Source organism: Emticicia aquatica (assembly GCF_923079645.1).
Classification (GTDB): domain Bacteria; phylum Bacteroidota; class Bacteroidia; order Cytophagales; family Spirosomataceae; genus Emticicia; species Emticicia aquatica.
On record NZ_CAKLPY010000005.1, the window covers coordinates 14492 to 39895 of the forward strand.

At 32.1% G+C, this 25404-nt stretch carries 22 protein-coding genes; 5 read left to right on the plus strand and 17 right to left on the minus strand.

The annotated features are described in order from the left end of the window. Positions 1-91: 91 nt before the first annotated feature. The 5 genes from MJQ71_RS18875 to MJQ71_RS18895 form a co-directional block, all read right to left on the minus strand. Positions 92-586 (minus strand): AP2/ERF family transcription factor, encoded by a 495-nt coding sequence (locus tag MJQ71_RS18875; RefSeq protein WP_238808494.1) that lies wholly within the window; start codon positions 584-586, stop codon positions 92-94. 108 nt (positions 587-694) lie between these two features. Beyond that, entirely contained in the window at positions 695-1417 is a 723-nt protein-coding gene (locus tag MJQ71_RS18880; protein ID WP_238808495.1) for a LytTR family transcriptional regulator DNA-binding domain-containing protein, read from the minus strand. A gap of 539 nt (positions 1418-1956) precedes the next feature. Further along, positions 1957-3342, minus strand: coding sequence for a replication initiation protein (locus MJQ71_RS18885; protein WP_238808496.1), 1386 nt, complete (start codon positions 3340-3342; stop codon positions 1957-1959). A 1003-nt stretch (positions 3343-4345) separates the two neighbouring features. Then, positions 4346-5299: a ParB N-terminal domain-containing protein gene (locus tag MJQ71_RS18890; protein ID WP_238808497.1), complete on the minus strand. Its 954-nt coding sequence runs from the start codon at positions 5297-5299 to the stop codon at positions 4346-4348. Between the two features lie 4 nt (positions 5300-5303). Further along, a complete protein-coding gene (locus tag MJQ71_RS18895) occupies positions 5304-6260 on the minus strand; it encodes an AAA family ATPase (protein WP_238808498.1) in 957 nt (318 codons plus the stop codon). A gap of 481 nt (positions 6261-6741) precedes the next feature. Between MJQ71_RS18895 and MJQ71_RS18900 the strand changes: the two genes are divergently transcribed. Continuing rightward, positions 6742-7446 (plus strand): LytTR family transcriptional regulator DNA-binding domain-containing protein, encoded by a 705-nt coding sequence (locus MJQ71_RS18900; RefSeq protein WP_238808499.1) that lies wholly within the window; start codon positions 6742-6744, stop codon positions 7444-7446. A 201-nt stretch (positions 7447-7647) separates the two neighbouring features. On the opposite strand, the gene MJQ71_RS18905 is transcribed toward MJQ71_RS18900, so the two are convergent. From MJQ71_RS18905 to MJQ71_RS18925, 5 genes are all read right to left on the minus strand, one after another. Further along, the gene (locus MJQ71_RS18905) at positions 7648-8484 is read right to left on the minus strand and encodes a hypothetical protein (RefSeq protein ID WP_238808500.1); all 837 of its coding nucleotides are present in this window, start codon (positions 8482-8484) and stop codon (positions 7648-7650) included. 45 nt (positions 8485-8529) lie between these two features. Beyond that, positions 8530-9120, minus strand: a complete 591-nt coding sequence (locus MJQ71_RS18910; protein ID WP_238808501.1) for an N-acetylmuramidase family protein — start codon at positions 9118-9120, stop codon at positions 8530-8532. 24 nt (positions 9121-9144) lie between these two features. After that, positions 9145-9690 (minus strand): hypothetical protein, encoded by a 546-nt coding sequence (locus MJQ71_RS18915; RefSeq protein WP_238808502.1) that lies wholly within the window; start codon positions 9688-9690, stop codon positions 9145-9147. A gap of 7 nt (positions 9691-9697) precedes the next feature. After that, complete coding sequence (locus tag MJQ71_RS18920) at positions 9698-10093, minus strand: coiled-coil domain-containing protein (RefSeq protein WP_238808503.1); 396 nt, start codon at positions 10091-10093, stop codon at positions 9698-9700. Between the two features lie 176 nt (positions 10094-10269). Then, positions 10270-10503: a hypothetical protein gene (locus MJQ71_RS18925; RefSeq protein ID WP_238808504.1), complete on the minus strand. Its 234-nt coding sequence runs from the start codon at positions 10501-10503 to the stop codon at positions 10270-10272. Between the two features lie 432 nt (positions 10504-10935). On the opposite strand from MJQ71_RS18925, the gene MJQ71_RS18930 reads away from it, so the two are divergent. Together MJQ71_RS18930 and MJQ71_RS18935 are read left to right on the plus strand one after the other, a co-directional pair. Further along, entirely contained in the window at positions 10936-11529 is a 594-nt protein-coding gene (locus tag MJQ71_RS18930) for a recombinase family protein (protein WP_238808505.1), read from the plus strand. Between the two features lie 155 nt (positions 11530-11684). Further along, on the plus strand, positions 11685-14033 hold the full coding sequence (locus tag MJQ71_RS18935) for a PAS domain-containing hybrid sensor histidine kinase/response regulator (RefSeq protein WP_238808506.1): 2349 nt from the start codon (positions 11685-11687) through the stop codon (positions 14031-14033). A 476-nt stretch (positions 14034-14509) separates the two neighbouring features. Here MJQ71_RS18935 and MJQ71_RS18940 read toward each other — a convergent pair whose 3' ends face one another. The 5 genes from MJQ71_RS18940 to MJQ71_RS18960 all read right to left on the minus strand — a co-directional run bounded on the left by MJQ71_RS18940 (position 14510) and on the right by MJQ71_RS18960 (position 18774). After that, a complete protein-coding gene (locus tag MJQ71_RS18940) occupies positions 14510-15700 on the minus strand; it encodes a nucleotidyltransferase family protein (protein WP_238808507.1) in 1191 nt (396 codons plus the stop codon). A gap of 21 nt (positions 15701-15721) precedes the next feature. Next, a complete protein-coding gene (locus MJQ71_RS18945) occupies positions 15722-16141 on the minus strand; it encodes a lasso peptide biosynthesis B2 protein (protein ID WP_238808508.1) in 420 nt (139 codons plus the stop codon). 2 nt (positions 16142-16143) lie between these two features. Next, a complete protein-coding gene (locus MJQ71_RS18950; protein ID WP_238808509.1) occupies positions 16144-16407 on the minus strand; it encodes a PqqD family protein in 264 nt (87 codons plus the stop codon). A gap of 9 nt (positions 16408-16416) precedes the next feature. Continuing rightward, positions 16417-17349 (minus strand): hypothetical protein, encoded by a 933-nt coding sequence (locus MJQ71_RS18955; protein WP_238808510.1) that lies wholly within the window; start codon positions 17347-17349, stop codon positions 16417-16419. Between the two features lie 690 nt (positions 17350-18039). After that, positions 18040-18774 (minus strand): sulfite exporter TauE/SafE family protein, encoded by a 735-nt coding sequence (locus tag MJQ71_RS18960; protein WP_238808511.1) that lies wholly within the window; start codon positions 18772-18774, stop codon positions 18040-18042. Positions 18775-18834: 60 nt separating this feature from the next. On the opposite strand from MJQ71_RS18960, the gene MJQ71_RS18965 reads away from it, so the two are divergent. Beyond that, entirely contained in the window at positions 18835-19215 is a 381-nt protein-coding gene (locus tag MJQ71_RS18965) for a winged helix-turn-helix domain-containing protein (RefSeq protein ID WP_238808512.1), read from the plus strand. Between the two features lie 65 nt (positions 19216-19280). Next, positions 19281-21857, plus strand: coding sequence for a TonB-dependent receptor (locus MJQ71_RS18970; protein WP_238808513.1), 2577 nt, complete (start codon positions 19281-19283; stop codon positions 21855-21857). 77 nt (positions 21858-21934) lie between these two features. Here MJQ71_RS18970 and MJQ71_RS18975 read toward each other — a convergent pair whose 3' ends face one another. Further along, positions 21935-24046 carry an outer membrane protein assembly factor BamB family protein gene (locus MJQ71_RS18975; protein WP_238808514.1) on the minus strand — a complete coding sequence of 704 codons (2112 nt, stop codon included), beginning with the start codon at positions 24044-24046 and terminating at the stop codon, positions 21935-21937. Between the two features lie 48 nt (positions 24047-24094). Further along, a complete protein-coding gene (locus MJQ71_RS18980) occupies positions 24095-25393 on the minus strand; it encodes an MFS transporter (RefSeq protein ID WP_238808515.1) in 1299 nt (432 codons plus the stop codon). Between the last annotated feature and the right edge of the window lie 11 nt (positions 25394-25404).

Below are 25404 nucleotides of genomic sequence, written 5' to 3' on the forward strand. Positions count from 1 at the left end.
TCTCGCCTATTCCTAGAAGGAACATATCACCTGTTGAGTGAACTTTATACTAAACTATAGTACAAACTCTTTAATTAAACCACTTTCAACCCTAACTTACATTCAAATTGTTTATATTATTGACTTGTGCAAACATTCCAAAAGCTTGGATAGCATGAAAATCATATATATCAACCGCATCTTGTTCTGTGGCATATTTTCCTAAATATTTTCTTTTACCATCTACAACAATTCGGGCTATAAACTTTTGGTTTCTCTTCAGAACACCCCTATAAATGCTCGTTTTTCCGATATTGTTTTTATTATTCAAATGGCATTTAGTACTCCGAGGTACCAATATCATATTCTCTTTTTGAAGGTTCAGACTATTCCCATCCAAAAAACAAATCACTTTATCTTTTGAATCATTATTCATAATCAAACGATGCAAATAAATCGTCTGTTTAATTTTGTTTGGATAGATAGACACTCGAACGTATTGGTAACTTTTTGCTTTTGCAATATGCCACGAATACGATTGAAATAATGAAAGGTCTTCATCGTCAATCAGTACAAATTTGTCAGAATTCAAATATATTTTTTGCATCTCTATTATATTTTATTGATTGATTTTCTAGTATTCTTTTAAAAATTAGTCTTTATAATGTCAAACAAAAACTAACTCTAGTATATATACGTATATTCGATTATAAGCCTAGATTATAGGTCTTCCTATTGTTGTATAATTACCAACCAGCAATTTAAATTGAACTAAAGACCTTCTTGATATTTTGAAACTATCTGTACCAATCTTGACTTCTCCCCTATTCAGCGTAAGGTTAATATTAAACCAACTCAGGTGTTTGGTATTAATAATACAGTTTCGATTGATTCTAAGAAAATCTTTTTTTTCTAGATACTTATTTTCAAAAACTTTGAGCGATTCGTAATAGTTACGCACTTTCCCATCTTCAAATAAAACTGAGGTAAGGCTTCCGTCTCTGAATAAATATTTAATGCCCTTAAAATCGACTTTTCTACTTATTTTATTTTCAAAAACATGGAGATACGTCCCGCGTTTCTTCTCATCATTTTTATTCATTGAAACTGCACTTTTTTGATCTAGCGATTTATTTCGTTGCGATAGAAAAAGAATAAATGCACTTCTTACATAAGGCACAAACCTTCTAGAAACTTTAATTTGAGTATTCGCTATTTCAATATAAGCCGCAGATGGATCAAACGAAAACCGTCCTACAAACTCTAAATTGATTATTTTTTTTGCACTGATATTTACAAACTGATTATGTTCCTGCAAAAAAACATCAATGTTCTCAATCTTAACTTTTACTTTTTCAGCTGAACACCAATTTCCTTCTTTCTTTTCAATTAATCGTATCTTGCTGATTTTATCCGATTTTAATAATTGCTCATTCATATTTAAAGCTTAAAAATGATATTTTCTCTTAAACTTTTGTAGCGAATAATTAAGATTTTAATTTATAAAATCTTACAACTTATGTTTTCCTACCGTTAAAGAATTGTGATGCAATTACGCACACAATAAGCATACAACTCAACTACAAAAGCAAAACGAGTAACATATTAATGTTAGGTGAAAAGTAAGTTTTAACTCTTTTTCTTAATTCCTCTTCGCAACTATGTTATCCTACATTCATTCAATCAATTTTTTATCAAAATTGATTGAATTATTAGAGGAGTATTTATTTTATAAAGTCAAAACTCATTCCTGTTTTTTTCGCAAATAACATAAATATGTTATTTGAAACGAGGTTTTAAAACATTTCGTCCTTTCTGACTTTATTGTTGCTAGAAGTTCGTTTTGAAGGATATTATTTTTTGTGAAGATAGGATTACCAAAGGTTTTTGGCATTGATTGATCGGTCAATTCTAATTATTTTCAAGTAATATTCAGAATTTATTGCAACAAATTTAGTTGTTTTATTGGAGTGATTTTCATTCAAAATCATTTCGTAAAGTCGTCATTTCACGGCTAAAGTTATTTTCAAACCATTCGGTTAATAATGCACTAAAACTCCCTCCCAAATTATAATTATACATTATTTCGTCTTTACTCTCAGGAAGAATACCGTTAATATTCGTGGTGTAATGGTCATACGCCAATTGAATAATAAAAGGAGCATCTGGTAGGTTTCTTTTAGTTTTAAAATCCAACAAAAAATCCTTTGCCAAACCTGGATTCGTTTCAAAAAGTGAACGCATCAGTTCGGTTTTATTTTGTTCATATTTTTCTTTCGCTTGTTGTAGCTGCTTTTCTTTCGATATTTGGTTTTGTTTACTTTCTTGAACCTGCTTTGCTTTTTGAATATTTTGTTCTTGAAGCTCTATTTCTTCCTGAATTGGGTCAAACAAATTTGATTCAATCATCATTTTTTGTAAAAGTCCCATCGGATTTTTAATGACTTTCCCAACATTTATCTGATTTTTAACAAAATTAATACGGTTTATAATATGCTCGACTGGATAAGTATTTACCCAGCTTTCAACGGTAAGTTTACTTGAGCCTTTATATTGTTTTATCAAATTATAAATTTGCGTTGCTGTAACATCTTTTTCTGTCAGTTGATATTCGATGACGACTTCCGTATTTCCTTCTCTTTTATCAATTACATCAGCATTTTTAAATATGTAAAAAACAATTTCTTCTACTGATTTGCCTCTTTTGACTTCTTCAAATGTAAATTTAATATCCGTAAACGCTTCTAAATCCATTTGAGCTTTTATGATTACTCTTTGTTTCAAATTGGCATACAAAGAGTATTTATCTTTGATATCAAGCATTTCTTTGATTTCTTCAACGTTCATTTTACGTTTACCTATCGTTTCGTATTGCTTCAACAATTCATAAATTCTTATCGAAAACGAACTTGGTAGTTTTAATACGTTTCGTACATCATACATCAAAAATTTGGTTTGTAATTGTAGCAAATAAGGTTTCATATCAGGATGAAAATCAACCTCAATGTATTTGCCTTGCTTACTATCAACAAAACTTTTGGCTCCTGATACAATATGCGTAAAAAGCTCCATTGCTTCTCCTTTCGGAGAAAGCATCGGAATTCGGATTTCTCGACTAGCTAATTTTTCTGCTCCTTTTTTTAATTCTTCGTAAGACCTATTGTTTTTTTCTAATTCAAATTCAGAAATAATCTCTTTTAAGTAAATTCGGTATCGTTTGAAGTCTTCGTCGTCACGATGAATAATTGTTAACATCTTTACAAATATTCTCATTTCCCAAATATCAAATCGAAATCTACCTTCAACCAGATTATTAGATTTTCTAATAAACTTAACTGCTTTCGTTTTGGGATTTTCAGCCATCATGTTTAGTATTTTATACAAAAGTAATAGTAAAACTAAATATTACAAATCCTAAACTAATGTAATATTTACAAATGAGTCCGTTTTTTGTAATAGTTTCCGTTTTTTGTAATAGTTAGTCCGTTTTTTGTAATAGTTAATTCCGTTTTTTGTAATAGATGTTCCGTTTTTTGTAATAGTTAGTCCGTTTTTTGTAATAATAAAGCTCATAAGTAACTGACTATCAATGCGTTATGAGGCCCTAAAAGATTTAAAAGAAAATTAAAATAAAAGAAAAACAACAAACACTACTGTTGCTGATTTTTTTTAAAATATTACAAAAAACAGAAAACATATAATTTAGAAAATTTTCTCTTCTCCTAACTATAAATCTAGAATAAAGCATGTTGTACATTTAAAAGTGAAGTTTTTCGGATTCCGTTTTTTGTAATAGTTATTTTTTATGGAAGCTAATTTTTAGGGTATTTTTAAAAGACATTTAAAATGCATTCCGTTTTTTGTAATAGTTTATTTTGTTATTGTAGCTCCTTCTTCCGTTTCGTTTCCGTTTTTTGTAATAGTTGTTATCCCCTATTTGTGTGATAATATTCTATGGAAAAGGTAAGTAGATTGCCTTTTACTCAAAAATTAGCGTTCGTGAAGTTTTTTATAAAATGACAAATTGGTGTTTTATTCTTTATCGCAGGCAAATCATGCTAGATATGTGCTATTACAAAAAACGGAACAGAATAGCGATTTTCTAAAAATAACTATTGTTAGAAAATTTAACCGAAGCATTTATTTGATGATAATAGAAGGTGAAGTTTTGTTGTGATTAATTTTTTGTTTATCACTAGTGATAGTTTTCTTTGCCTTACATAAAACAAAGATATTAACATAATAATAGGATCGATTTACTATTTTTCGAGTTTGCTAAAATATTACAAATTTCGGAAAATAGCTTTTTCGATATGTATTTCTAAAACCCAAAGCAAGTAAGATTACCTTGGGTTTTAGAAAACAATTATAATATTTTTATCAGTTCTTCGCTGAGTTCTATTATTTTTTGGAGGTCTGTTTTACTAATTGATTTTGAAAAACGTTTGGTTATTTTTAAGATTTCCTCTGACTTTTCTTGGATTACAATTGATACCCCATTTGGCGTTTTTTCTTCCATTGTTTTTTGGTTTGAGATTGCCAATAAACTTTCAATATCATCAATTGTACCTATATTTTCGGGGATTTTACTGAGTTTTTGGATAATATTTTTGTCTATTTTCTCTTTGCCCGTCAGAATATCATTTCTTAATGATGCTCCCATTCTTTGTAAACCTTTGGCAAATTCAGCATCTCTTTTAATAGTTTTTGGACTAACTTTATATTCATCAGCAAGGCGTTCGGCTGTTGAATTTCCCAAAAGGTCATTTTGACCCTTTGGTGTTTTATCCATTATTTCGGCTTGTTCAGTAACTGACAAATTTGCCAAAAGGTCATTTTGACCCTTTGGCAAATTCTGCGATTTATCTATTTTTTCGTTGTTATATCGAAGGCCTCTGAAGTATGAAATTTGCGTTGGAGATAAGTTTCGGCGACCTAATTGTAGCTCAATCATATAATCTTTTGCTTCTTTTAATGATTCAAAAGACAATAGATAAACTTCAAAAGGTAAGTTATTATTGACGCAGATTTTGTAACGATTATGTCCATCTACAAGCACGTAGGCAATATCGCCACTATTTTCTGAAGCGATACCAATCGAACTTTTTGGTGTTTGCCAAAGCTGAAGTGGCGATTGGCAGCCATGCTCTAAAATGTTAGATTGGAGTTGTTCAAACTCTTCGTTTGAAAGAGGTGGAATTAGATTTTTTAGTTCGTCTAAAACAACAATATTTTGTCTAATGGCATCAGCGTGCAGGATATTACTAGATAAAGCTTGTTTTGTTTTGGACGCGAGAATTTTCTTAATATCGGTTTTCATAAAATTATTTTACAATTTGAAGGTATTCAATGTACTCATCACAGAATTCTCGATAACATTTGGCCGCTTCAGAATCTTCCGAAAACTGAGAAATTGAATTTTGTGCAATTTGTGATTTTTGGAAGTCGATCAAATGTTTTATTTCGGCATTGAAGATTTTTACATTTTTAACTTCCTCTTTTACATGTATTTTTATTCCGTCGTGTACCGTATTGCGTTTCACCATTGTATAAACGATTCCGTCAATTTGGAGAGATGCATTTAAGTCGCGTCTAACTTCCATGATTTTTCCCCAAATAGAGTTAAGACCTTTTACGGCCGACATTTCAGGAAGCAAAGTAATCAAGCAACTCGTTGAAGCAGTTAAAGCCGAAATGGTTAATTTATTGAGCGATGGTGGACAGTCAATCAGGATATAATCATATTTTGGTAGTAAATGGCTGATTCGATTCTTGAGCCTAAATTCGCCTCCAGTGAGCTCATGAAAACGCATTTCAACATTTGCCAAATCAATATCAGATGGTGATAAATCCATGTTTTCTAAAATAGGAATAACTGGAAATTCGACATTATTTAACAATGAATCAGCGATCTGCACTTCGGGCATATCAATACCCAAGATTTGACTTAAATTACCTTGAGGGTCTAAATCAATCAATAAAACCTTAAAACCTTTATTAGCCAAAGCTTCGCCCAAAGAAGCGGTTGTTGTGGTTTTGCCAACACCACCTTTATGGTTGACGATTGAAATGATTCGAGCATTTTGATAAATCGTTGGCGAATACCCATATTTTGTGAGGATTGGAATGAGCAAATCAATGTGTTTTTCAGGAATTGCTCGATTTTCATTCAATGCACGAGTAATTGTTTGACGTGGAATACCCGCCTCTTTTTCTAATGAGCTGATAGATAAAGCGGGATTATGTCTTATAAATTTTAAAAGTAGGTCTTGTCTTATCATTTTTTGATTTGTAAATTAATACCCAAATATAATTAATAATGGTTTATTTGTACCCTTTTTAGGGTTTATTTTTTTCTTTTTTATAAATTAAAATACATAGAGTTAGGATGGAAATATTGACAGTTTTCTAGAGAAAGTATAAAATTTGGCGATGTGTCCGTCATTTGTTTTGGATTAAATTTATTAAACGGATACAATTATAGCGTTTGAAATTTAAAATCCGATGGTAATAAAGGTAGAAACCTGCATTTGCAATGACATATTTATGTTAATTGTTTATTTTTTTTTCTTGAATTGTTTTCAAAAAACGAGGAAGTTTGTTTGAACATTAAAAAGTAAATTGGATTTGTTATTTTTTATAAATTAATGACGCATTGATGTTATAATGACAAAAAAAAGTTAACTGATAAAGCTTAAACACAACAAGTTTGATACTGAAAAAATTTAAAAATAAATAACAGTATCGATTAAAAATAGATATATGTATAAAATTCGGGATAACGAAGTGAGAGACGAAATATGTCTAATTATAAAAAAAAATAATAAATGGAGTTACTTTCTGGCCAATAACCATAATTATTCAGAACCATATTTTATTCCATATATTGAGCATTTTTTGCTTGAAAATAGAGGGTTTTTATTGATTTCTGAAAATATAATTATCAATCTAAAATTTGTAGATGATTATGCATTTAGTGATTCAGAAAATTGGATAATGATTTCAGGGGAAAAGCACATTGTTAGTGAAGAAAATATAAACAAGGTACAATGGGTGGTTTCTGGAGAGAATGAACATGCGTTAATACCTTTTCAAATATTAATGGATTGTCGCAATTCTGAAACAAGCGTAGAAGAAATAAATTATGATAAGGTAAAATACATTATTCGAGAAGATGTAGAAAGTACCATTTACTTTGATGATTTAAGTATCAAAAGTTTGAATGATACACTTAAAAATTTTGAAAATAGGAGTAAAAACTATCCCTTCTTCGTCAGAATAAACCGACAAACAATTATTAACATCAAGTTTCTTAACTTTTTAGATATAGGTTTAGAACGAAGGAATCGAGTAATAAAAATTGATAATCAAAATTTTAGAGTTTCAAGAAGAACACAATCAAAGTTTACAGAAACAACGTTGTTTTGGTTAACAACGATAGAAAAAAGTTTGGCAAAAGTAAGGTAATTATATTCTAGCCCCAAAAAAGAATTCGTATAAAAAACGACGAAATCCACAATAAACTTATATTTCATGAATCTTTTAAAAACAAACCCAAAAGGCTATACACACGTTTTTTATAGAATATTATTTAGTATTACAATTATTTTGTGGTTAACAATTATGGCAATCTTATGCTGTTGAATATTTAAATAATTGAAAACTGTATTATTTGCAAATAATACAGTTTTCAACAGCAGAAAACTCTGTATTGTTGCACCAAGTTTTTGAAGAAACGACATAAGCCGCTTTCTTTCCTTTTGATTCAAATTTAATTTTTTCGGCTAAATCTTTGGCATCACCAAACGATGTATTGACTGGAATGACGGTTCTATACCAGTTACCTTTTTTGTAAATAGTTGCTGAAGAACTAAATTTTGAAGCCCAATCTACTTCGGGTTTGGCAAGTTCGGTGCTGGTATCTGCTCCTAGAATTACTAAATAATTATTGGTGTCGGTAATATTCAAGTCGGCAATTATTTTCTGTCGTTGAACTTCACTGTCTTCCAAATGTTGAATTTCATCATTGGTGGGTGGTGTGCTTTTATAATTTAATTCTTGAGACTTTTGATTGGTTTTTTGGACGAGTTGCTCAATTTTGACTTTTTCATTCTCCAAAAAATTCGTATAATTTTGCCAACCATTTCTTAAATCTCCTTCTGGTGTAACAGCTGAAAAAAATCGACATAAATAAATTTTCTTATCAATAGTTCCAGTTGTATCGACTATGTAAGGGATATAATCGTTGAAGGCAAGCATTTCATTTTTATCATATTCTCGCTCCTTGAATAAATCTGCAATAACCAAAGTAACGGTTGCAATGGCGGTAGAAACGATAGAATATTTGAATAAATCAATCATTTTATCAAGTTTTTCATCGGAAATAATACTATTTTTTATGTAGTAGAAAGCAATAAATAGCCCGATAATAGTAATGCCAATAAAAAAGAGATAAATAGTGAAAGATACTTTTCCTGTATCAGAAAAGAAATTGAGTAAAATCATAAACTTGTGATTTGATAAAAAGGTGTGCTAATATGAAAAACTTTGTTATTTGTCAGGATTGGCTTTATAAAAGTCATAAAACTGTTTGAGTTTTATGTCATATTTATTTTGCCAATAGAATGGACCATTGTAGCCCCTTGCAAAACCACTCCAATCTAAATGTTTTAGTTCATCGACGAGATGAACGGAAAATAAATAGCTACAAAAAGCATCTAGTTGATTAGATTCGCTGATGTTTAAATAGTTAATAAAAGCTTCAACATCAGCAAATCCGCATTGGGAATAATTAAAACCCATTATTTGAAAAGCACCGTAAGAGGCTGATAAATTGGCTGCTTGCTTGTCAATTGTTCGGGCGAGGATTAGTTTATTCCATTGATTTTTTGATGGCCCATAAAGTGTTTTATCCCAAACAGGATTTAATAAATCTGGATATTTTAGTTTAAGTGGTTTTGGGTCAATGCCTACTTTTAGTAAGTTTTTCCAAAAAATATGAGGTTCAAATAAGATTGTCAGTTTTCCTGCCGAATCAAAGCCTCCTTGCACAGATTCTACTCTTGCAACTGATTTAATGGCTGCAATCTCAACTCCGAGACGTTTTGCAGCATTGTCAAACTGGATTGATGTAATTGCCATAAGAATACGATTTTTAAAAATTTATTATTTAACAATTATGAACACTAGTGATGATATTGAGATACCAGCAAGAACACCATTTCCTAATAATTTCCAGCGTTCTTTTTTGGAGTTTTTGATTTCAGCAATAACATTATCAAGATTTTTATTGACTGCTGTTAGCATAGACTTCGAGTCTGATAAGATTGTATTGACATCGGTTAGTTGTTTTTGTGTTGTATTTACAAAGGTTTGACTATCCGATATGAGATGATTTGTTAAATTCTTTAACTCTTTATATTCACTGTTTTGAGCATCAATACGTTTCATTGTCAGTTGAAGAGATTCTGAATAATATTTCATTATCTCATTATCAATGCTAGCCTTTTTTTTGATATTAGTGAGTGCGGTTTCGTAAATCTTATAAGTTTTGGCATTGAGAATAAATAAAGAATCACAAGCATTAACGATGACATCGTTTTTCAGACTTATGTAAGTTGTGATATTGGTTGAGTCATTAAAAATTTTCTGTTGTCCATGACTAAGGTGCGAAATGAAAACTAGAATAAATAATATTTGAAGATTTTTCATAGGAGAGTTATTTGATACGGTCTTTCGGAATGTTGTGCGGTAAGTTATTGATGATGATGTCTAACTCTTTTTGTTGCGTTTTTAATGAAGCTAATTTTGAGTTGAGATTATTGAGTTCGGCATTGAAGTTGGCGTTATTGCCTAGAACTTTATTATCTAAAGCGATAATGCCATTCTGAAACGAATTTAACTTTTTTTGGAAGGAATCCAACTCTTTTTGAGTTTCAAAAATAATTGATTGAGCTTTATCAAGTTTATTTTTAACAAGTGAAATACTGTCTTTTGCGGCATTGAGTTCGTTGATTGCCTTTTTAAAACTGCTTCTTGAATTGAAAAGTATTGCTGCGTTGATTATTGCAAAACCAAGTATGATGAATATTATTATTTTTAGTGGTTTTTCCATGAAAAATAATTATTTAAGGTTGAAAAATGTAAAAGACTACACATGCAATTAATCAATCATTTGTACTCAAAATATTTTATTTTCCTGAAAATGTCTTTTATTTTTATTGCCCAACACAAGCTAACATGATGATGTTAGTTTATATGAAAAGATTCTCTAAAAAAAGGCTTTATTAATTAAACTTCACTAAGAAAGTTCATTCCAAGCCAATATAAATAAGCATTTATAGCAATACTTATAAAAAAAAGGATAAAAAGAAGTGCTATCTTTCTACCTTGTTTTTTTTCTGAAACGTCATTTACAGACTCTTTTTTTCTTTTTTGAGACAAAAAATAGAAATAAAACAACGCAACTTGAATAATTGAAAATACAGGTATAATTATAAAAAAAACTAATGCAAGAAGTTTCATTGTAGTGGTGTTTAGAATACATGGGCCTGTTAGAAATAAAACAGAAATAAAGTATTCCGTAAATAAGTGTATGAATTTGGTTACAAAGAAAGTGAAAATTGATAAAAAATAGTATAAATCTATAATTTTTTTATATAACAAGGTTGTAGTTTTTTGCTTGATTCTGCTAAATAGGAAGGTATTAAACCAAAAAACTATTTAACGGTATCATAATCTTGTCTATTTTTCTTAATTAAATATTTGTTTGGATTGGCAAAAAATATGTAGGAGTTAGTGTTTTTGTTAGCATAAGTACTATTATCAATTTTAATGTTTTAAATTTATCAATAAAAATAATAAATAAATATTTGCGAATAATAAAAAAAGTATATATTTGTTGTCTATAAAACAATGTATAGCAAACATTACTAACCTGTCTATAAGCAAATAACGATGAAAATTGGATACGCCAGAGTAAGTACAAGAGACCAAAATCTTGAAATGCAAACTGATGCATTGACAAATGCAGGGTGTGAAATGATTTTTAAAGAAACTGCTTCAGGAGCAAAGACGGATAGGGTAGAACTAGTACGATTATTGTCTCACATACGTAAGGGAGATATTGTAGTTGTTTATAAACTTGACAGATTGGGCCGTTCGTTGAAACATTTGTTGGAAGTGGTTGCTGAGTTGAGTGCTAAGGATGTTGGTATTCAAAGTATTAGTGATGCCATAGATACGACTACGCCACAAGGAAGATTGTTTTTTAATATTTCAGGCTGTTTTGCGGAGTTTGAACGAGACTTAATTAGAGAACGAACCAAAGCAGGATTGGAGGCGGCAAGGGCAAGAGGGCGAAAAGGTGGTCGCCGACAAGGCATGACAAAAGAAGCGGAGCAAAAAGCGATCTTGGCAGAAAGCTATTATCGAGAGGGAAAATTAGGAGTCAATCAGATTGCAGTTGAAATTGGTGTATCGAAAATGACGTTATATAAATACCTCAGATACCGTAAAGTACCTATAAGTGCCTATCAAAAAAGCGAATAAACCGAAGAAAAACAAGATTTATAATAATTTTCGGTGTTGATTCAAACCAATTTTACCACTTCCCAAAAAGACAATAATCACTTAACAGAATTACGTTTTTACTTTCAACATAGAAAGTTTTGTTAAATAGTGCTTGACCATAAATCTATTTTAAAATGTCGTTTGGAAGAATAAAAGATTGGTTTTCAGCATCATTTAAAACCCGTCATTTAAAGGAATTTGAAGTAGAACGTATAGAGTTTCAAACTAAAGCTATTATACTAGCTCTAAAAATAGGTCTCATTGCACTCCCAATAATGACAGTTATTGATGTGATTGAGCTGTATAAAGTTCTTAGCCCTTTTTGGTGGAAAGGTTACGTTTCAACACTGGTAGTTACTGAAGTATTGTTTCTAGTGATTCAGTCCAAAATCAAACAGCTTGCGGTTGAAGTTTCAACAAATGAAGGCAGCGATAAACTGAAAATTTGGATTATTTTGGCGGTAATGTTGCTTACTTTTATCCAATATTTTACTACTTTCGTAGCCAAAAATTATGGAACTGAGTTTACTATTTTAGCATTTGCAGGGTCATATTTTAACCTATCGTTTTCGCTAAACACAAAGGAAAGAATTTGGTATAATATTTATTGTTTAGCCATCTTTTTTTTAGGATATTTTACCCTTGTTCCTTCTTCAGAAATTCTGCTGGATACTGTCATTGTAATTACAGCACTTACTATTTTCTTGTTTTTCGTAGGACATTTTGTCTATACCTGGCAGTTGACTCAATTTGCTCACAATCGTGAACTTGTTAATCTTGCTCAGGAAAAAAACCTTCAATTGAGTGGCTCAATAAGAAATCAAAAAGAGGTACTAGAAGTGTTATGTAAAGAAATGGGGGTTTCAATAGATACCAGTGATTTTGAAAATGCCGAAAGTTTGGGTTTGCAAACAAAAGCTATATTACAAAAATTTGCGGACTATAAACAAGAGTTATTAGATTCGACGCTTCGTTATCAAGACCTTTTCATGAATATCAATGATGGCGTTGCGATTTTGACAGAAACTAGAAAAGTAAAAGAGGCAAATAATACTTTTTTAGAAATTTTAGGCGTACCTAGGGATGAAATGAATTTCATTGACCTTGGAAAAATAGTTCATCCCGAAGATAAAGAACATTCTGATGAATACATCAAAAAGCTGATAACAGATGGTTTTTATAAAAACTATATAGGACGAATTATTAGAGGGGATAACGAAATTCGTTACATAGAAGCCAATTCGACTGCAATCATTAAAAACGGGGTTTTTGCGGGTTCAAGAGATATTGTGCGGGATATTACCCATCGAAAACTAGCAGAACAAGAAATCGAAAAGGCTAGAAATTCTGAAAAACAGTTTTTGGCAAATATGAGCCATGAAATCAGAACGCCGCTCAATGCAATTATTGGAATTACGCATTTATTGTATGACACTTCGCCCAATACGCAGCAAACCGAATATTTGGATATTCTGAAAAATTCTTCACGGTTTTTACTCAACCTGATTACAGATTTGTTAGATATTGCGAAAATGGATGCAGGAAAAATAACCGAACATCCCAAAGATTTTGATTTGAAAGGATTACTGAAAACCATCCAACAAACTTTTCAAATGAAAGTTAGTCCAAAAGGGTTAACGGTTGATTTTATGGCAGATTCAGCAATGGAACAATTTTACTATGCTGATGAAACGCTTATTTATCAGGTGTTATTTAATTTATTGGGAAATGCTGATAAATTCACAGAAACAGGACATATTGGGTTAAAGGTTAAACTGCTTGAAAATACCGTCGAAGATACGCTTTTTGAGTTTGAAGTATTTGATACAGGAATAGGAATTCCGAGTGATAAAATGGAATTTATTTTTAATAAATTCACTCAAATTCATGATAAAAATAAAGTAAAATCTCCTGGTACGGGTTTAGGATTGTCTATCTGTAAACAAATTGTTGAGTTTTTGGGCGGTACAATTTGGGCAGAAAGTGCCATCGGAAAAGGCACAAAAGTGTTCTTTACTCTTCGTTTAAAAAAAGGAAAAACCAAAAAAAGTGAAGCTCAAAATACAGCAGTTTTAGTTGCCGACAAAGCACAAAAGGCACTCCAACAAACCATTGAAGGAGTAAAAATTTTGTTAGTTGAAGACAATGACCTCAATCGGAAATATGCTTGTACATTACTTGGAAAATGGAATGTAGATTGCGATGTGGCACTTGATGGCTCAGAGGCTTATCAAAAAGCACAATTGAAAAAATATGACATTATTTTGATGGATATTCAGATGCCAATCATGGATGGCTATGAAGCAACAATAAAGATTATCAATACCGAAAATCTAAATAATTCTACGCCAATTATTGCTTTGACTGCTGATGCCTTGGTGACTCAAAGAGAAAAAGCCCTTGCTTGCGGAATGGTTGATATTGTGAGTAAACCATTTACGCCAGTTCAACTGAAGGAAGCAATTATGAAGTATTATTTTTAGAAATTGCTACATTTTTTATGTTATATGAACTAAAATATAATATTTTTAATAAATCAAACACAAACACGAAATGAAAAACAACGACAACACCAAACAGAAAAAAACTTGGATTAAACCCGAAATGACTCAACTCAATTTAGAAGGTACACAAAAGCCTTTTAATGGGTTTGGTTTTTTAGGTTCGTAATTTTTTTTATCAGCGATTAAACCAAAACAATTAGATTATTAAAACTACTAATGAAGTAATAATTGATTATTGTAAATCTATATAAATTATGTATGTATTTAGCTTTGTACATTTAATCCGAAAAATATGACAACTAATCAACAGAAAAAAGTTTTAAAGACTGAAAAGAAAATTTGGGTAAAACCAGAAATGAATAAGATTTACTTAGAAACGAGAGAAAGCTTTTTTAATAAAGCTAGACTTTTAGACCCCCTTTCTTGATACGTTAATTTCGTTACAAAGGCAAATTTTAGCCTTTGTAACGGAATCGACGAGCATTATCGCATGGATTTATTCTTGAAAACAGATAACTTATTGATTTTGAAAAAGCATTCAAAAAAACATAATTATCAGGGAATACAATAAGTCGTTTATTTTCTACTTGGTTTGGAATAGAATAATATTTAATATGAATCATTATGTATTTCCACCAGCTTATTTGTGAATCTTGTAATGAACGATGAATACTTTTTAGTGTAATCTTGTAAGATAACATATCTGGGCCTTTAAGTTCCTCCCAAAAATTAGTAATTTGTTTTACTGTTTTCAGTGGACTAAGAACTTTGTTCTCATAAAAATAGGATTCCAATATTTGAATACCGTTTTCAAAAACAACTTTCATATTCATCTCAGCGGCCAAAATGCGTAATGAAGCGAAATCTTGCTCAGGATAGGCTTTCATAAATACAATAAAATCACAAAAATCTTTTAGCCTTAACCAACAATTTCGCCCTCCGTGGTGATTGAGCATTTGTTTAAAAATAGTATTTTGAGAAGGAATCAAAAGCTGTTTTTTTTGAAAACTATCAATTTTAGAGTCTTCAAATAAATCTTCTAAATGAAACTTATATTGCTGAAAAGTTTCGTTAATACCCCAATGAAAATCTATAGAAGTTTTCCAACCAGATTTTGTCATTTTAGACAAACTTACTTCTCTCCATTGGCCTCTTTCAACAATGTCATTAATAATATTTTCGTTATTTGCTGAATCAATTTCTAACGTGTAGCCAGCTTCAATAAGAAGTTTTAAAGCTTTAGTTGCATCACTTGGTTTAACAACAATATCAATATCGCCACTTTCTCTTAATGGTCTATTTTGATACATTTTTTCTAGAAAAACTAGTCCTTTATAAGGCAATACCTCTATATTGTGTTGTTGAAAATTTTCTAAAATATGGGTCAGTTCATGGCTATCCATTAAGTTCTTTATGGATTGTACCTTAGAAAAATGCCCCATTTGTTCGATAAAGTTGTTCTTAAAATTTGATTGACGAGCTGCCTCATAAACAATTGGTCTAATTTGGTGGCGTGCCAATAAATGGTTAATTCTTGCCCAATTAATAGCAGGATTATTAAATAATTCGATTAATTTCTCTTTAGGCTTATCGAGTAAAACAACCTTGATTGATTCAATTAATAGCTGTAATTCTATTGAAAACATATATGGATGTTTGTTGATATTTTAAGAAAAAACACTTTGTACGATATACTCATTTGTATCACAAAAGCCAGTTATTATTTGGTTGTCAACAACTGTCCAAGCGTGACCTTCAATTTTGCCGTCATTGTTTTTTTTGAAACCGACAAAAATTTGGTAGGGGATTTTGTAAAGCTTACACAAAAGCATTGCCTGAAAAGCTTGATGACGACAAACGTTTTCCCAAGGAACAATTTTATTTACTGCTTCGATAGCAAACCGAATGTCATTCAGTAGAAAAATATCAATAGTTGTGTTTTTTAAAACGCCATTTCTTTGACCAAATTTGGTGTTTTTCTTTAGATATTTCATCATAATAAAAGTACCAAACGATAAACATAAAACCATGATTATCAGTAGTTTTCGTCTAAAACTGAGCATCAATATTTTTTCTAACCTTTGCATTTTCATAAAATTACAAATTGCTTATCGAGCAGTTGTTCAATCGCAGTATTTACGTCAGTGCGACAATCTTCTTCTGAAATATCATATTCTTTACAAAAATCAATCACGATTTCATTTTGATTTTTACCTTGCTCAATGCTTTGTAAAATCTTGAAAAATGTTTCGTTTAAAGTGATATAATCATTTTTTTCGATGTCAAAAATTACACCTTCTTCGCCTAATTGTGTAAATAATATCTTGTCGTGATTAACTTTGAATGTGTTCATTGGTTTATTTTACAATTTTTCAGAAAGTATTTTTTTAATTATTTGATTTTCGATTGCTTCGGCAAAAACGTCAAAACTTGGTGTATTTTCGGGTCGAATTGCTCTGTAAGCAGGTATTTTATTGGCAATTTTGCTCAACACTTCAAACTGAAGTTTTCCTTTATTCATTGCTCGAAGCCAAAGTCCACGATAAATGTTTTGTCCTAAAAATTGAATGCTTTGTGTTGGTTTAAGAGATTCGATTTGTATTTGTTCGCCAAGCTTTTCTAAAAAAACAATCCCAGCTATTTCCACTTTTTTACTGATAAATTTTTCATGAAAAAAGTAACTAAATTTATCAACCTCATTGTCGGACCACAAATATTCTTTTTCGGTTTCTGGCAATAATGTTTGATTATTGATAGTGTTTTGCCAAACGCGTATCATGGGATATGACGCTTGAGCATAACATTTTTCGTTTTCTACGTTTATTACTGCCGTATCATCGGTAAAAGGTGCATATCCTTTTTGTTGCAACAGAATTGACGTAGTAGATTTTCCTGTTTGAGATGGTGCAGCAAATAAAAGAACTTTGGTGTCATTGATAAAAACCCCAGAGACATGAAACGGAATCAAGTTGCGTTGAAAAAGAACGCTGGCCATACAATTAGAATAGAAATATAATAAAATCTCTCGCCAATTATTGGATAGTGGTTCAATAATTATTAACTCACCATTACAAATATAATACCGAGCAATGGCTGGCATTTCAAATTTAAACTCATGGTCATTGAATGATAAATATTCGTTATGCTCAGTTGGTAAATCTTTCAGAGTAGGAGGGACGCTTCCACAAATAATGTTGATTGCAGGCATTGATAAATCGGTTACTGCAGGTACAAACGCTGGTAATTCGATGGTCGATTCTATCAATAATCCGTAAGCATTATAGTGGTAGGGCATTACAAGAAAGCAAAAATTGTTTAGGGTTTCTGATACTGGCAAAGGTAAGATTTAGTTGTAAATTTTAGACTAAAAAACGATACCGTTTAAACATTTTTTTGAATATAATACAAAAAAAATAGTTTTTTAGTAGGGTATGATTAGCAATAATCAATCAGATATTTTATTTGGTCTATTGCTAAAATAGTTTGTGAAAAGAAAGGATACACGGTGTTTTCAGGTTATCTAATTGTATTAGAGAAACTTGCTTTTTGTCGGAATACAAACTAAGTCTTTAATTACTTGAAAGAGGTTGGGCATTATTGCGTGAAAACGGTTACTTTTTATTCAGAGAAAAAGAAATATGCTAGTTTTTCAAAAAAACAAATAGGGTAAGATACCTTTAAGATGGTACATACCAATTTTTATTGTATAATTTTATATGACTAATTTTTTTGAAACTAGGTTGTTAAATTTTTACATAAAACACTAATCAACCAGATGTTTGATTAGACAATCAATACATGGTTTTAGCAAAGGTAAATGATTCTAAAAAATAGCATTTACTAAATTTTCTTTATTTCGATACTTTGCAAACTTTTTACCGTCGCCTTGCTGTTTTAAACTCTTTTGTTGAAATAAGCAAGATTTTTTCTGATACCTTCATTTGAGATTTACCATCAGCTTCAACAACTAAATCTATTCAGAATTTTAAGTAAAAATCAATTTCAAGCAAGCAATCACTAAACCTAAAGCTAAAAGGTTTTTTAAAGTGGGTACATTAAATTTTTGACTACCAAAATACGAACCCGCTAAACCACCAATAATAGTAGCCAAAACAGCCCATTGAAGATTTTCGGTGAGATGAATGCCCCCTTTTTGGATTTGCCCATAAAGACCTGATAGCGAATTTACAAAAATGAAAAGTGCAGAAACTGCTGCAGTTTCTTTCAAAGTAGCCCATCGCAGGAGAAGCATCAAAGGGCTCAATATAATACCGCCTCCGATTCCTATCATTCCAGAAAGTAAGCCAATGATTCCACCCGAAAGTAATCCTGCCCATATTGGAATCGGGCGATTAGGTTCATTTTTACTATTGAATTTATATATCAATCTGACTATTGAAAAAAGAATACATACAGCTAATACTTTCTTATAAATGGCATCTGAGAGCGTCATTGTACCGCCTAAAAATGCCATCGGTACACTTGCAATCGCAAAAGGAAGGAACAGTTTTAAGCGAAAATGCCCAGCTTTATAAAAACCAATGAATGAAAATAAAGATACTGCAAGATTCATCACTAATGCTGACGATTTCATCATTGAAGGAGCAACACCCATGATTGCCATCACCGCCAAATAACCACTCGCTCCACCATGACCAACGGAGGAATATAGAAAAGCAACTATAGCTAAAAGAAAAAGAAGTAAAAAAAGTGAATCCATAACTTTGTATTTTGAAAGATTGGTATCGGGTTAGTTTTTAAATTAATTATATTTGTCAAAATGAAAAATAAGATGTTAATCAAAGATATATTAAACCCTTCTATGACTTTTCATATCAATGATATGCTAAGAATAGAAAGTACAAATGACCGTTTTTTAGGGCCAGGAAGAATTGAATTACTCGAAAAAATTATAGAAACAGGTTCTATTAGTCAAGCAGCCAAACTTATGGGAATGTCCTATAAAAAAGCTTGGGACTCTATTCATTCAATAAATCAACAAACCGTTACTCCTATTGTTATTACTCAAGCTGGTGGTGAAAAAGGTGGCGGAACAATCGTTACCGATGAAGGCAAGTTATTAATCGCAAGTTTTAAGCAACTTCATGCTGATATTCGGTTGTACTTTTCTGAAAAAATAGAAACTTTCTTGCAATCATAAGTAAATCGCGTTATATATTTGCAAATATAACGTTTCGATTTTATAAATCCCTAAAAAAATAAACGATGTTTAAAAATTTACTTTTTCACGCAAATCGTTATATATTGAAGTATATAACGATTTGCGTGTTATTATTTCCTTCTCAAATATTCGCCCAAACAATAGATTCGGTTAAATCTAAAATGTTAGATGAAATAGTTGTTTCGGCGTCAAGAATAAAAGAAAAATATTTAAAGTCGCCTACGAGTATAGAATTGTTGACCCTAAAACAGATTCAGCAAAGTCCCACTTTAAGTTATTTTGATGCCATCGAAAATATGCGAGGGATTCAGCTCATCACACCGAGTTTAGGATTTAGGGTGTATAACGCACGTGGGTTTACGAATACAACCAATGTAAGATTTGTGCAATTAGTTGATGGAATTGATAATCAAGCTCCACATATTGGCTCGCCAGTTGCATCTGCTATGACTCCGAATGACCTTGATATTCATCAAGTTGAAATGATTCCTGGCGTTGCATCGGCATTATACGGTATGAACTCATTAAATGGCTTAGTAAATTTGATAACCATCAATCCATTTGAATCCGAAGGGTTGAGTATCCAGCAAAAAACAGGCATTAATCATATTAATAATGAGCATATTAGCCCTAAATTATTTACAGAAACAAGCTTGCGTTTCGCCAAAAAATTGAATGAAAAATGGGCCTTTAAAACAAATTTTACATATCAAAAAGGTTATGATTGGATGGCAAGTTCAACATTAGACTTAAATCCAACCGCCAATACTTCAGTTGGTTTAATCGGAAAAGATAATGTTGGAGCTGATTATGTAAATTCGTACGGAAATGAGTCGTCGAATCGTCGAACACTTACGTTGAATGGTAAAAAATACGTAGTTGCACGAACAGGCTATTTTGAAGAAGAAGTAACAGATTATTCTATTAATAACATTAAAGGTGATTTTTCGGTAAATTATAGGCTAAAACCTAATCACGAGATTTCTTATATTTTTAAATATGCACAGTTAGATAATGTGTATCAACGAACAAATCGGTTTCGTTTGGATAATTATCGTTTATCTCAAAATGCGGTGGTTTATCAAAATCTGAATACGCAACTAAAATTATATTTAACTGCTGAAAACACAGGAAAATCTTATAATATTCGTTCCATGGCCGAAAATATTGACCGAAATTTCAAAAGTGATAACGTCTGGTTTACAGATTTCACAAACAAATATAACAACCAAAATAAGCAAGGTAAAACGATAATTGATGCGTTGAATAGTGCTAGAAACTTTGCAGACAAAGGCCGTCCACAACCCAATACACAGCAATTTAATGATTTAATAACTAAACTTGGCGATATTAACAATTGGGATAACGGAGCCGCTTTGAGAGTAAAATCATATCTTTTACATACTGAAGGTTTGATCGATTTAAGCCATAAATTTTTGCCTGATTTACAAAAAAACGGATTTGGACTTCTAGCTGGGTTTGATTACAGAAATTACTTTGTGATTCCTGATGGAAACTATTTTATTAATCCAAAAGAAACAGGAAAGAATTTAACTTATTGGAAAACGGGTGGATTTGTACAATTGAGCAAGAAGTTTTTAGACGAAAAAATAAAAGTAATTTTTACGTTAAGGGGAGATAAAAATCAATATTTTAATTTGCGATTTAACCCACGTGGCTCAATGGTTTATTCGCTTAATGACAATAATCATTTCCGACTTAACTATCAAAATGGTTATCGTTTTCCGAGTCTATTTGAGGCATTTTCAAACATCAATAGCGGTGGCGTAAAGCGTGTGGGCGGTTTACCGATTATGTCACAAGGTATTTTTGAAAATTCGTACTTACGCAAAACTATTGATGATTTTACGGCGGCCGTAAATCAGGATATAAATATTAATAAATTAAGTCAAAATGAGGCAATTTTGAAGAATAAAAATATTCTCCGAAAAAATGATTATACGTATTTACAACCAGAATATGTTAATAGCTTTGAAATCGGATACAAAGGCTATCCGATAGGGAAAAGATTATTTGTAGATGCAGATTTTTACTACAATGTCTATCGAAATTTCATGGCTCAAATTGAAGCCAATGTTCCAACAGGGACAAATACTGATTCGTTGGCTTTTTATATGTATGACCGAAATAAACAGGCACGTTATCGGCTTTGGACAAATTCAAAAACTATCGTTAGAAATTTTGGTGGGGGTGTTAGTTTAGCATATAATTTCTACAAGAATTTTACGATTATAAGCAATACTTCTTTCGCAAAGCTCAAAAATGTGGCAAACAATGATGGTTTTGAAGAAGCATTTAATACGCCTCGTTGGATAATTAATGTGGGTATTAATAATTCAACATTCACAAAAAATATAGGTTTTAGTGTTAATTATAAATACCAAGAGTCTTTTTTATGGCAATCGGCTTTAGCAACAGGAATAGTCCCGAAAATTCATAATTTTGATGCTCAATTGACTTACAATCTCAGAAAACAAGGGATTCAAATAAAATTAGCGGGAACAAATATGTTAAATCGTCAATATGTAAGTTTCGTTGCAGGGCCAACTATTGGTGCGTTTTATTATTCAACTATTACGTTTAATAATCCTTTTAAATAAATCATTGAAATTAGCTATTTTACATTTTTTGAATAAAAGTCTTCAAATTATAAAGACTTTTATTCAAAAAACATCTTTCATGGAAGGGCAAAAGCAACGTACTTATTGCCTTTTTTTGTGCCTAACTTTGTACCACCACAAGCAATAACAATGTATTGTTTTCCTTTAATTTGGTAGGTTGATGGCGTTGCAAAACCCGCAGCTGGAAGTTTCGTTTCCCAAAGTAATTTGCCAGTTTTTTTGTCGAATGCCCTAAACATTCCGTCTTTTGTGGCAGCAATAAAAAGCAAGCCACTTGCCGTTACAACTGGGCCTCCGTAATTTTCTGTCCCTGTGTTATCAATTCCCTTTTCTTTGAGACTGGGTTCGTAACCAAATGGGATTTTCCATAAATATTCGCCTGTATTTAAGTTAATCGCACTCATTGTTCCCCATGGTGGCGTGATGGCCGGAAGGCCTTTATTATCCAAGAACTTATTATAGCCCGTACTTCTAAATGGAATATAAACAGGTTTCGATGTGCTAGTTGTAGCACTTATTTCTTTTTTTTCATCGCCAAATAGAAACGAAACTAAAGCTTGTTTTTCGGTAGCCGAAAGCATTGTAAAACCTGGCATCATTCCTTTTCCAGCAGTAACTATTTGGGTTAAAAAAGCTTTATCTCTCTTTTTTTCAATATCAATCAATGATGGATAATTTGATTTCGGATTTCCTTTGCGGTCTGTTCCATGACAAGCAATACAATACGATTTATAAAGTTTTTCGCCTGCACTTAGGTTGGTAAAGTTGTCTTGTTTTGGATTTTCAACCATTGTTTGTACCCAAGCCATTTCGTTGGCATTGACATACAAAATACCCTCTGGGTCGGTAGCGGCTCCTCCCCATTCTGCTCCACCATCATAACCTGGGAATATAATTGTTCCTTCTTTGCTTCCTGGTGAATAGGTAGCCGTTTGATATTTTTTAAGATTTTGAATTAGTTCTTCACGGTTTTCGGCATACGGACTAATTTCATTTTCAGTTAATGATTTTGATTGTCTGGCAAAAGGAGCGGGCTTAGTCGGAATCGGTTGAGTTGGCCAAGTGATTTCGCCAGGTAGCATTGATTTTGGCACAGGCATTTCTTTGATTGGAAAAATGGGTTTACCTGTGACTCTATCAAAAACAAATACAAATCCTTGTTTGGTAACCTGAGCTACGGCATCAATTTTTTTCCCTTTCTGGGTAATCGTAATCAAGTTTGGTGGAGCGGGTAAATCTCTGTCCCAAATATCATGGTGTGTCGTTTGAAAATGCCAGAGACGTTTGCCTGTGCGAGCATCTAAGGCCAAAAGGCAATTAGAGAATAAATTTTGACCTTTGCGATTTCCACCAAAAAAATCGTATCCTGCCGAGCCAGTTGGCACATAAATAATACCTCTTTTTTGGTCAACGGCCATTCCTGCCCAATTGTTTGCTGCACCAGTATATGTGTTTTTATAAGCGTCTTTCGGGAAAGTTTCGTAGCCAAATTCGCCAGTATAAGGAATAGTATGAAAAGTCCAAGCCAATTTTCCTGTTTTTACATTAAACGCTCTAATGTCACCAGGAGCAGCATCAGCATCTTCCGAAAGACGTAATGGCATCACAATCAAGTCTTCAAAGAGCGTTCCTGGCGTATTTGAGATAATAAATTTATTTTTGGCTATCTCTGATAAGCCTGTATGCAAGTCAATCTTTCCATTTTCTCCAAACGACTCAATTGGCTTTCCATTCGTTGCATCCAAAGCCCAAAGATTTGGACCAGCGGTATATAAAATTCGTTTATCATTTCCTTTTTGCCAATAGGTTACGCCTCTGCTGGTACTTGCCCAATTTTTGAGCGGGTCGCCAAATCGCCAAATCTCCTTGCCCGAAGCAGCATCCAAAGCAAATGCTTGAACCGAGGCTGTAACACCGTACAAAATACCTCCGACAATAATTGGATTTGCTTGTATTTGACCCGAATCTGGTGTTGAATATGACCATGCAACCTGTAATTTATTTACATTTTCAGGTTTAATCTGGGTCAAAGTTGAATAATGATTTCGGTCGGCTCCACCTAAATATTCAGCCCAATCAACATCATCTGTTAAGTAGTTGGTTTGCACTGCTGAAGTAATTACAAAGATGAGCAGCACTATTATTCCAACATATATTTTTGTTTTCATAGTTATTGGTTTTGAAAGAATCTCTTGCTAAATAATCAGTTTGGGTTTTTAACTAATTGTATCCGAAGAAATATAAATAGTAAAAATCCCCGCGATTAAAGCAGGAATGGCATAAATCATAAAATTTGTTGTCATCGAAAGTCCCATTCCAATAAAAACACCACCTAAAAGAGGTCCAATTATTGCTCCTAAACGTCCCGCTCCGATTGCCCAACCAACCCCAGTGGTACGAATTTCGGTCGGATACAAACGTGCCGAAACGGCATAAAGTCCAACAAAACCACCTTGAATTCCGAAGCCAATTAAACCAAACAATAACAGTATCACATCTGAGCCAGAGAAATAACCAAATGTTGCCATCAAAATGGCCGTCAAAATCAAGAATCCACCAATTGTTTTTTTCAAACCAAATTTGCTTGAAAGATAACCTTGCGTAATAATTCCTAAAAATGCACCCATATTAAAAACTGTTCCTGCATAAATCGCCAATTCGATTGATAAACCTGCGTTAGTTGCCAATTTTGGAATCCAATTGGTTAAAAAATACAATGTTGCAAACGCCATAAAGAGGGCTATCCAAAGCTGTATTGTTGACAACCTTGTTGCACCAACCAAGAGCGATTTGACCGAAATATTTGTTTTTTCAATTGGCTGTTCGGGCAGATTATTTAAGATTGGAAATCTCATTTTAAGAAGTATTTCATTGGCTTTTTTTAGTGCATTTGGCGGTTGTGTTTTTAGATAAAAATCAAGCGATTCGGACAAAAGGAAATAAATTAAAGGAATCGTAATCAATGTTGCAATGCCCGCTATTTGAAAAACCGCTTGCCAACCCGATTGCGGAATGACTTTGGCAGCCACCAAACCAGACAAAACTGCACCAATCGGGTATCCAGCTATCACAAAACTTACCCAAAAATCTTTGGTTTTATTCGGCGTATATTCCGATGTCAGCGTGGCAGTGCTGGCCAACATCGCACCAATACCCAAACCGCTGATGATGCGAATTATTACTAACAATTCAATAGATTGAACGTAAGCCGTAGCGAAAATGCTGATTCCCATTAAAATAGCACTCAATAAAATCATACTTTTGCGACCAATAATATCTGCTTTTGGGGCAAGAAACATCGCTCCTAATGTCATTCCTAGTAATCCTGCACTAAATACAATTCCTAGTTTTTCTGGCGAAATTAACCATGATTTTACAATGCTCGGAGCAGCATACGAAATTACCATTACATCCATTCCATCAAGCATATTCATTAATATACAAATAAAAATGGTCGTATATTGTAGCCGAGTCATTGGGCTTTGGTCAATAAGAGTTTTAATTTTGGAAGTCAATTTTATAGTTA

What these genes read in the sequence shown, in the direction of transcription:
- MJQ71_RS18875 (WP_238808494.1), bottom strand. Translation starts at nt 586, where the DNA reads ATGCAAAAAATATATTTGAATTCTGACAAATTTGTACTGATTGACGAT.
- MJQ71_RS18880 (WP_238808495.1), bottom strand. Translation starts at nt 1,417, where the DNA reads ATGAATGAGCAATTATTAAAATCGGATAAAATCAGCAAGATACGATTA.
- MJQ71_RS18885 (WP_238808496.1), bottom strand. Translation starts at nt 3,342, where the DNA reads ATGGCTGAAAATCCCAAAACGAAAGCAGTTAAGTTTATTAGAAAATCT.
- MJQ71_RS18890 (WP_238808497.1), bottom strand. Translation starts at nt 5,299, where the DNA reads ATGAAAACCGATATTAAGAAAATTCTCGCGTCCAAAACAAAACAAGCT.
- MJQ71_RS18895 (WP_238808498.1), bottom strand. Translation starts at nt 6,260, where the DNA reads ATGATAAGACAAGACCTACTTTTAAAATTTATAAGACATAATCCCGCT.
- MJQ71_RS18900 (WP_238808499.1), top strand. Translation starts at nt 6,742, where the DNA reads ATGTATAAAATTCGGGATAACGAAGTGAGAGACGAAATATGTCTAATT.
- MJQ71_RS18905 (WP_238808500.1), bottom strand. Translation starts at nt 8,484, where the DNA reads ATGATTTTACTCAATTTCTTTTCTGATACAGGAAAAGTATCTTTCACT.
- MJQ71_RS18910 (WP_238808501.1), bottom strand. Translation starts at nt 9,120, where the DNA reads ATGGCAATTACATCAATCCAGTTTGACAATGCTGCAAAACGTCTCGGA.
- MJQ71_RS18915 (WP_238808502.1), bottom strand. Translation starts at nt 9,690, where the DNA reads ATGAAAAATCTTCAAATATTATTTATTCTAGTTTTCATTTCGCACCTT.
- MJQ71_RS18920 (WP_238808503.1), bottom strand. Translation starts at nt 10,093, where the DNA reads ATGGAAAAACCACTAAAAATAATAATATTCATCATACTTGGTTTTGCA.
- MJQ71_RS18925 (WP_238808504.1), bottom strand. Translation starts at nt 10,503, where the DNA reads ATGAAACTTCTTGCATTAGTTTTTTTTATAATTATACCTGTATTTTCA.
- MJQ71_RS18930 (WP_238808505.1), top strand. Translation starts at nt 10,936, where the DNA reads ATGAAAATTGGATACGCCAGAGTAAGTACAAGAGACCAAAATCTTGAA.
- MJQ71_RS18935 (WP_238808506.1), top strand. Translation starts at nt 11,685, where the DNA reads ATGTCGTTTGGAAGAATAAAAGATTGGTTTTCAGCATCATTTAAAACC.
- MJQ71_RS18940 (WP_238808507.1), bottom strand. Translation starts at nt 15,700, where the DNA reads ATGTTTTCAATAGAATTACAGCTATTAATTGAATCAATCAAGGTTGTT.
- MJQ71_RS18945 (WP_238808508.1), bottom strand. Translation starts at nt 16,141, where the DNA reads ATGCAAAGGTTAGAAAAAATATTGATGCTCAGTTTTAGACGAAAACTA.
- MJQ71_RS18950 (WP_238808509.1), bottom strand. Translation starts at nt 16,407, where the DNA reads ATGAACACATTCAAAGTTAATCACGACAAGATATTATTTACACAATTA.
- MJQ71_RS18955 (WP_238808510.1), bottom strand. Translation starts at nt 17,349, where the DNA reads ATGCCCTACCACTATAATGCTTACGGATTATTGATAGAATCGACCATC.
- MJQ71_RS18960 (WP_238808511.1), bottom strand. Translation starts at nt 18,774, where the DNA reads ATGGATTCACTTTTTTTACTTCTTTTTCTTTTAGCTATAGTTGCTTTT.
- MJQ71_RS18965 (WP_238808512.1), top strand. Translation starts at nt 18,835, where the DNA reads ATGAAAAATAAGATGTTAATCAAAGATATATTAAACCCTTCTATGACT.
- MJQ71_RS18970 (WP_238808513.1), top strand. Translation starts at nt 19,281, where the DNA reads ATGTTTAAAAATTTACTTTTTCACGCAAATCGTTATATATTGAAGTAT.
- MJQ71_RS18975 (WP_238808514.1), bottom strand. Translation starts at nt 24,046, where the DNA reads ATGAAAACAAAAATATATGTTGGAATAATAGTGCTGCTCATCTTTGTA.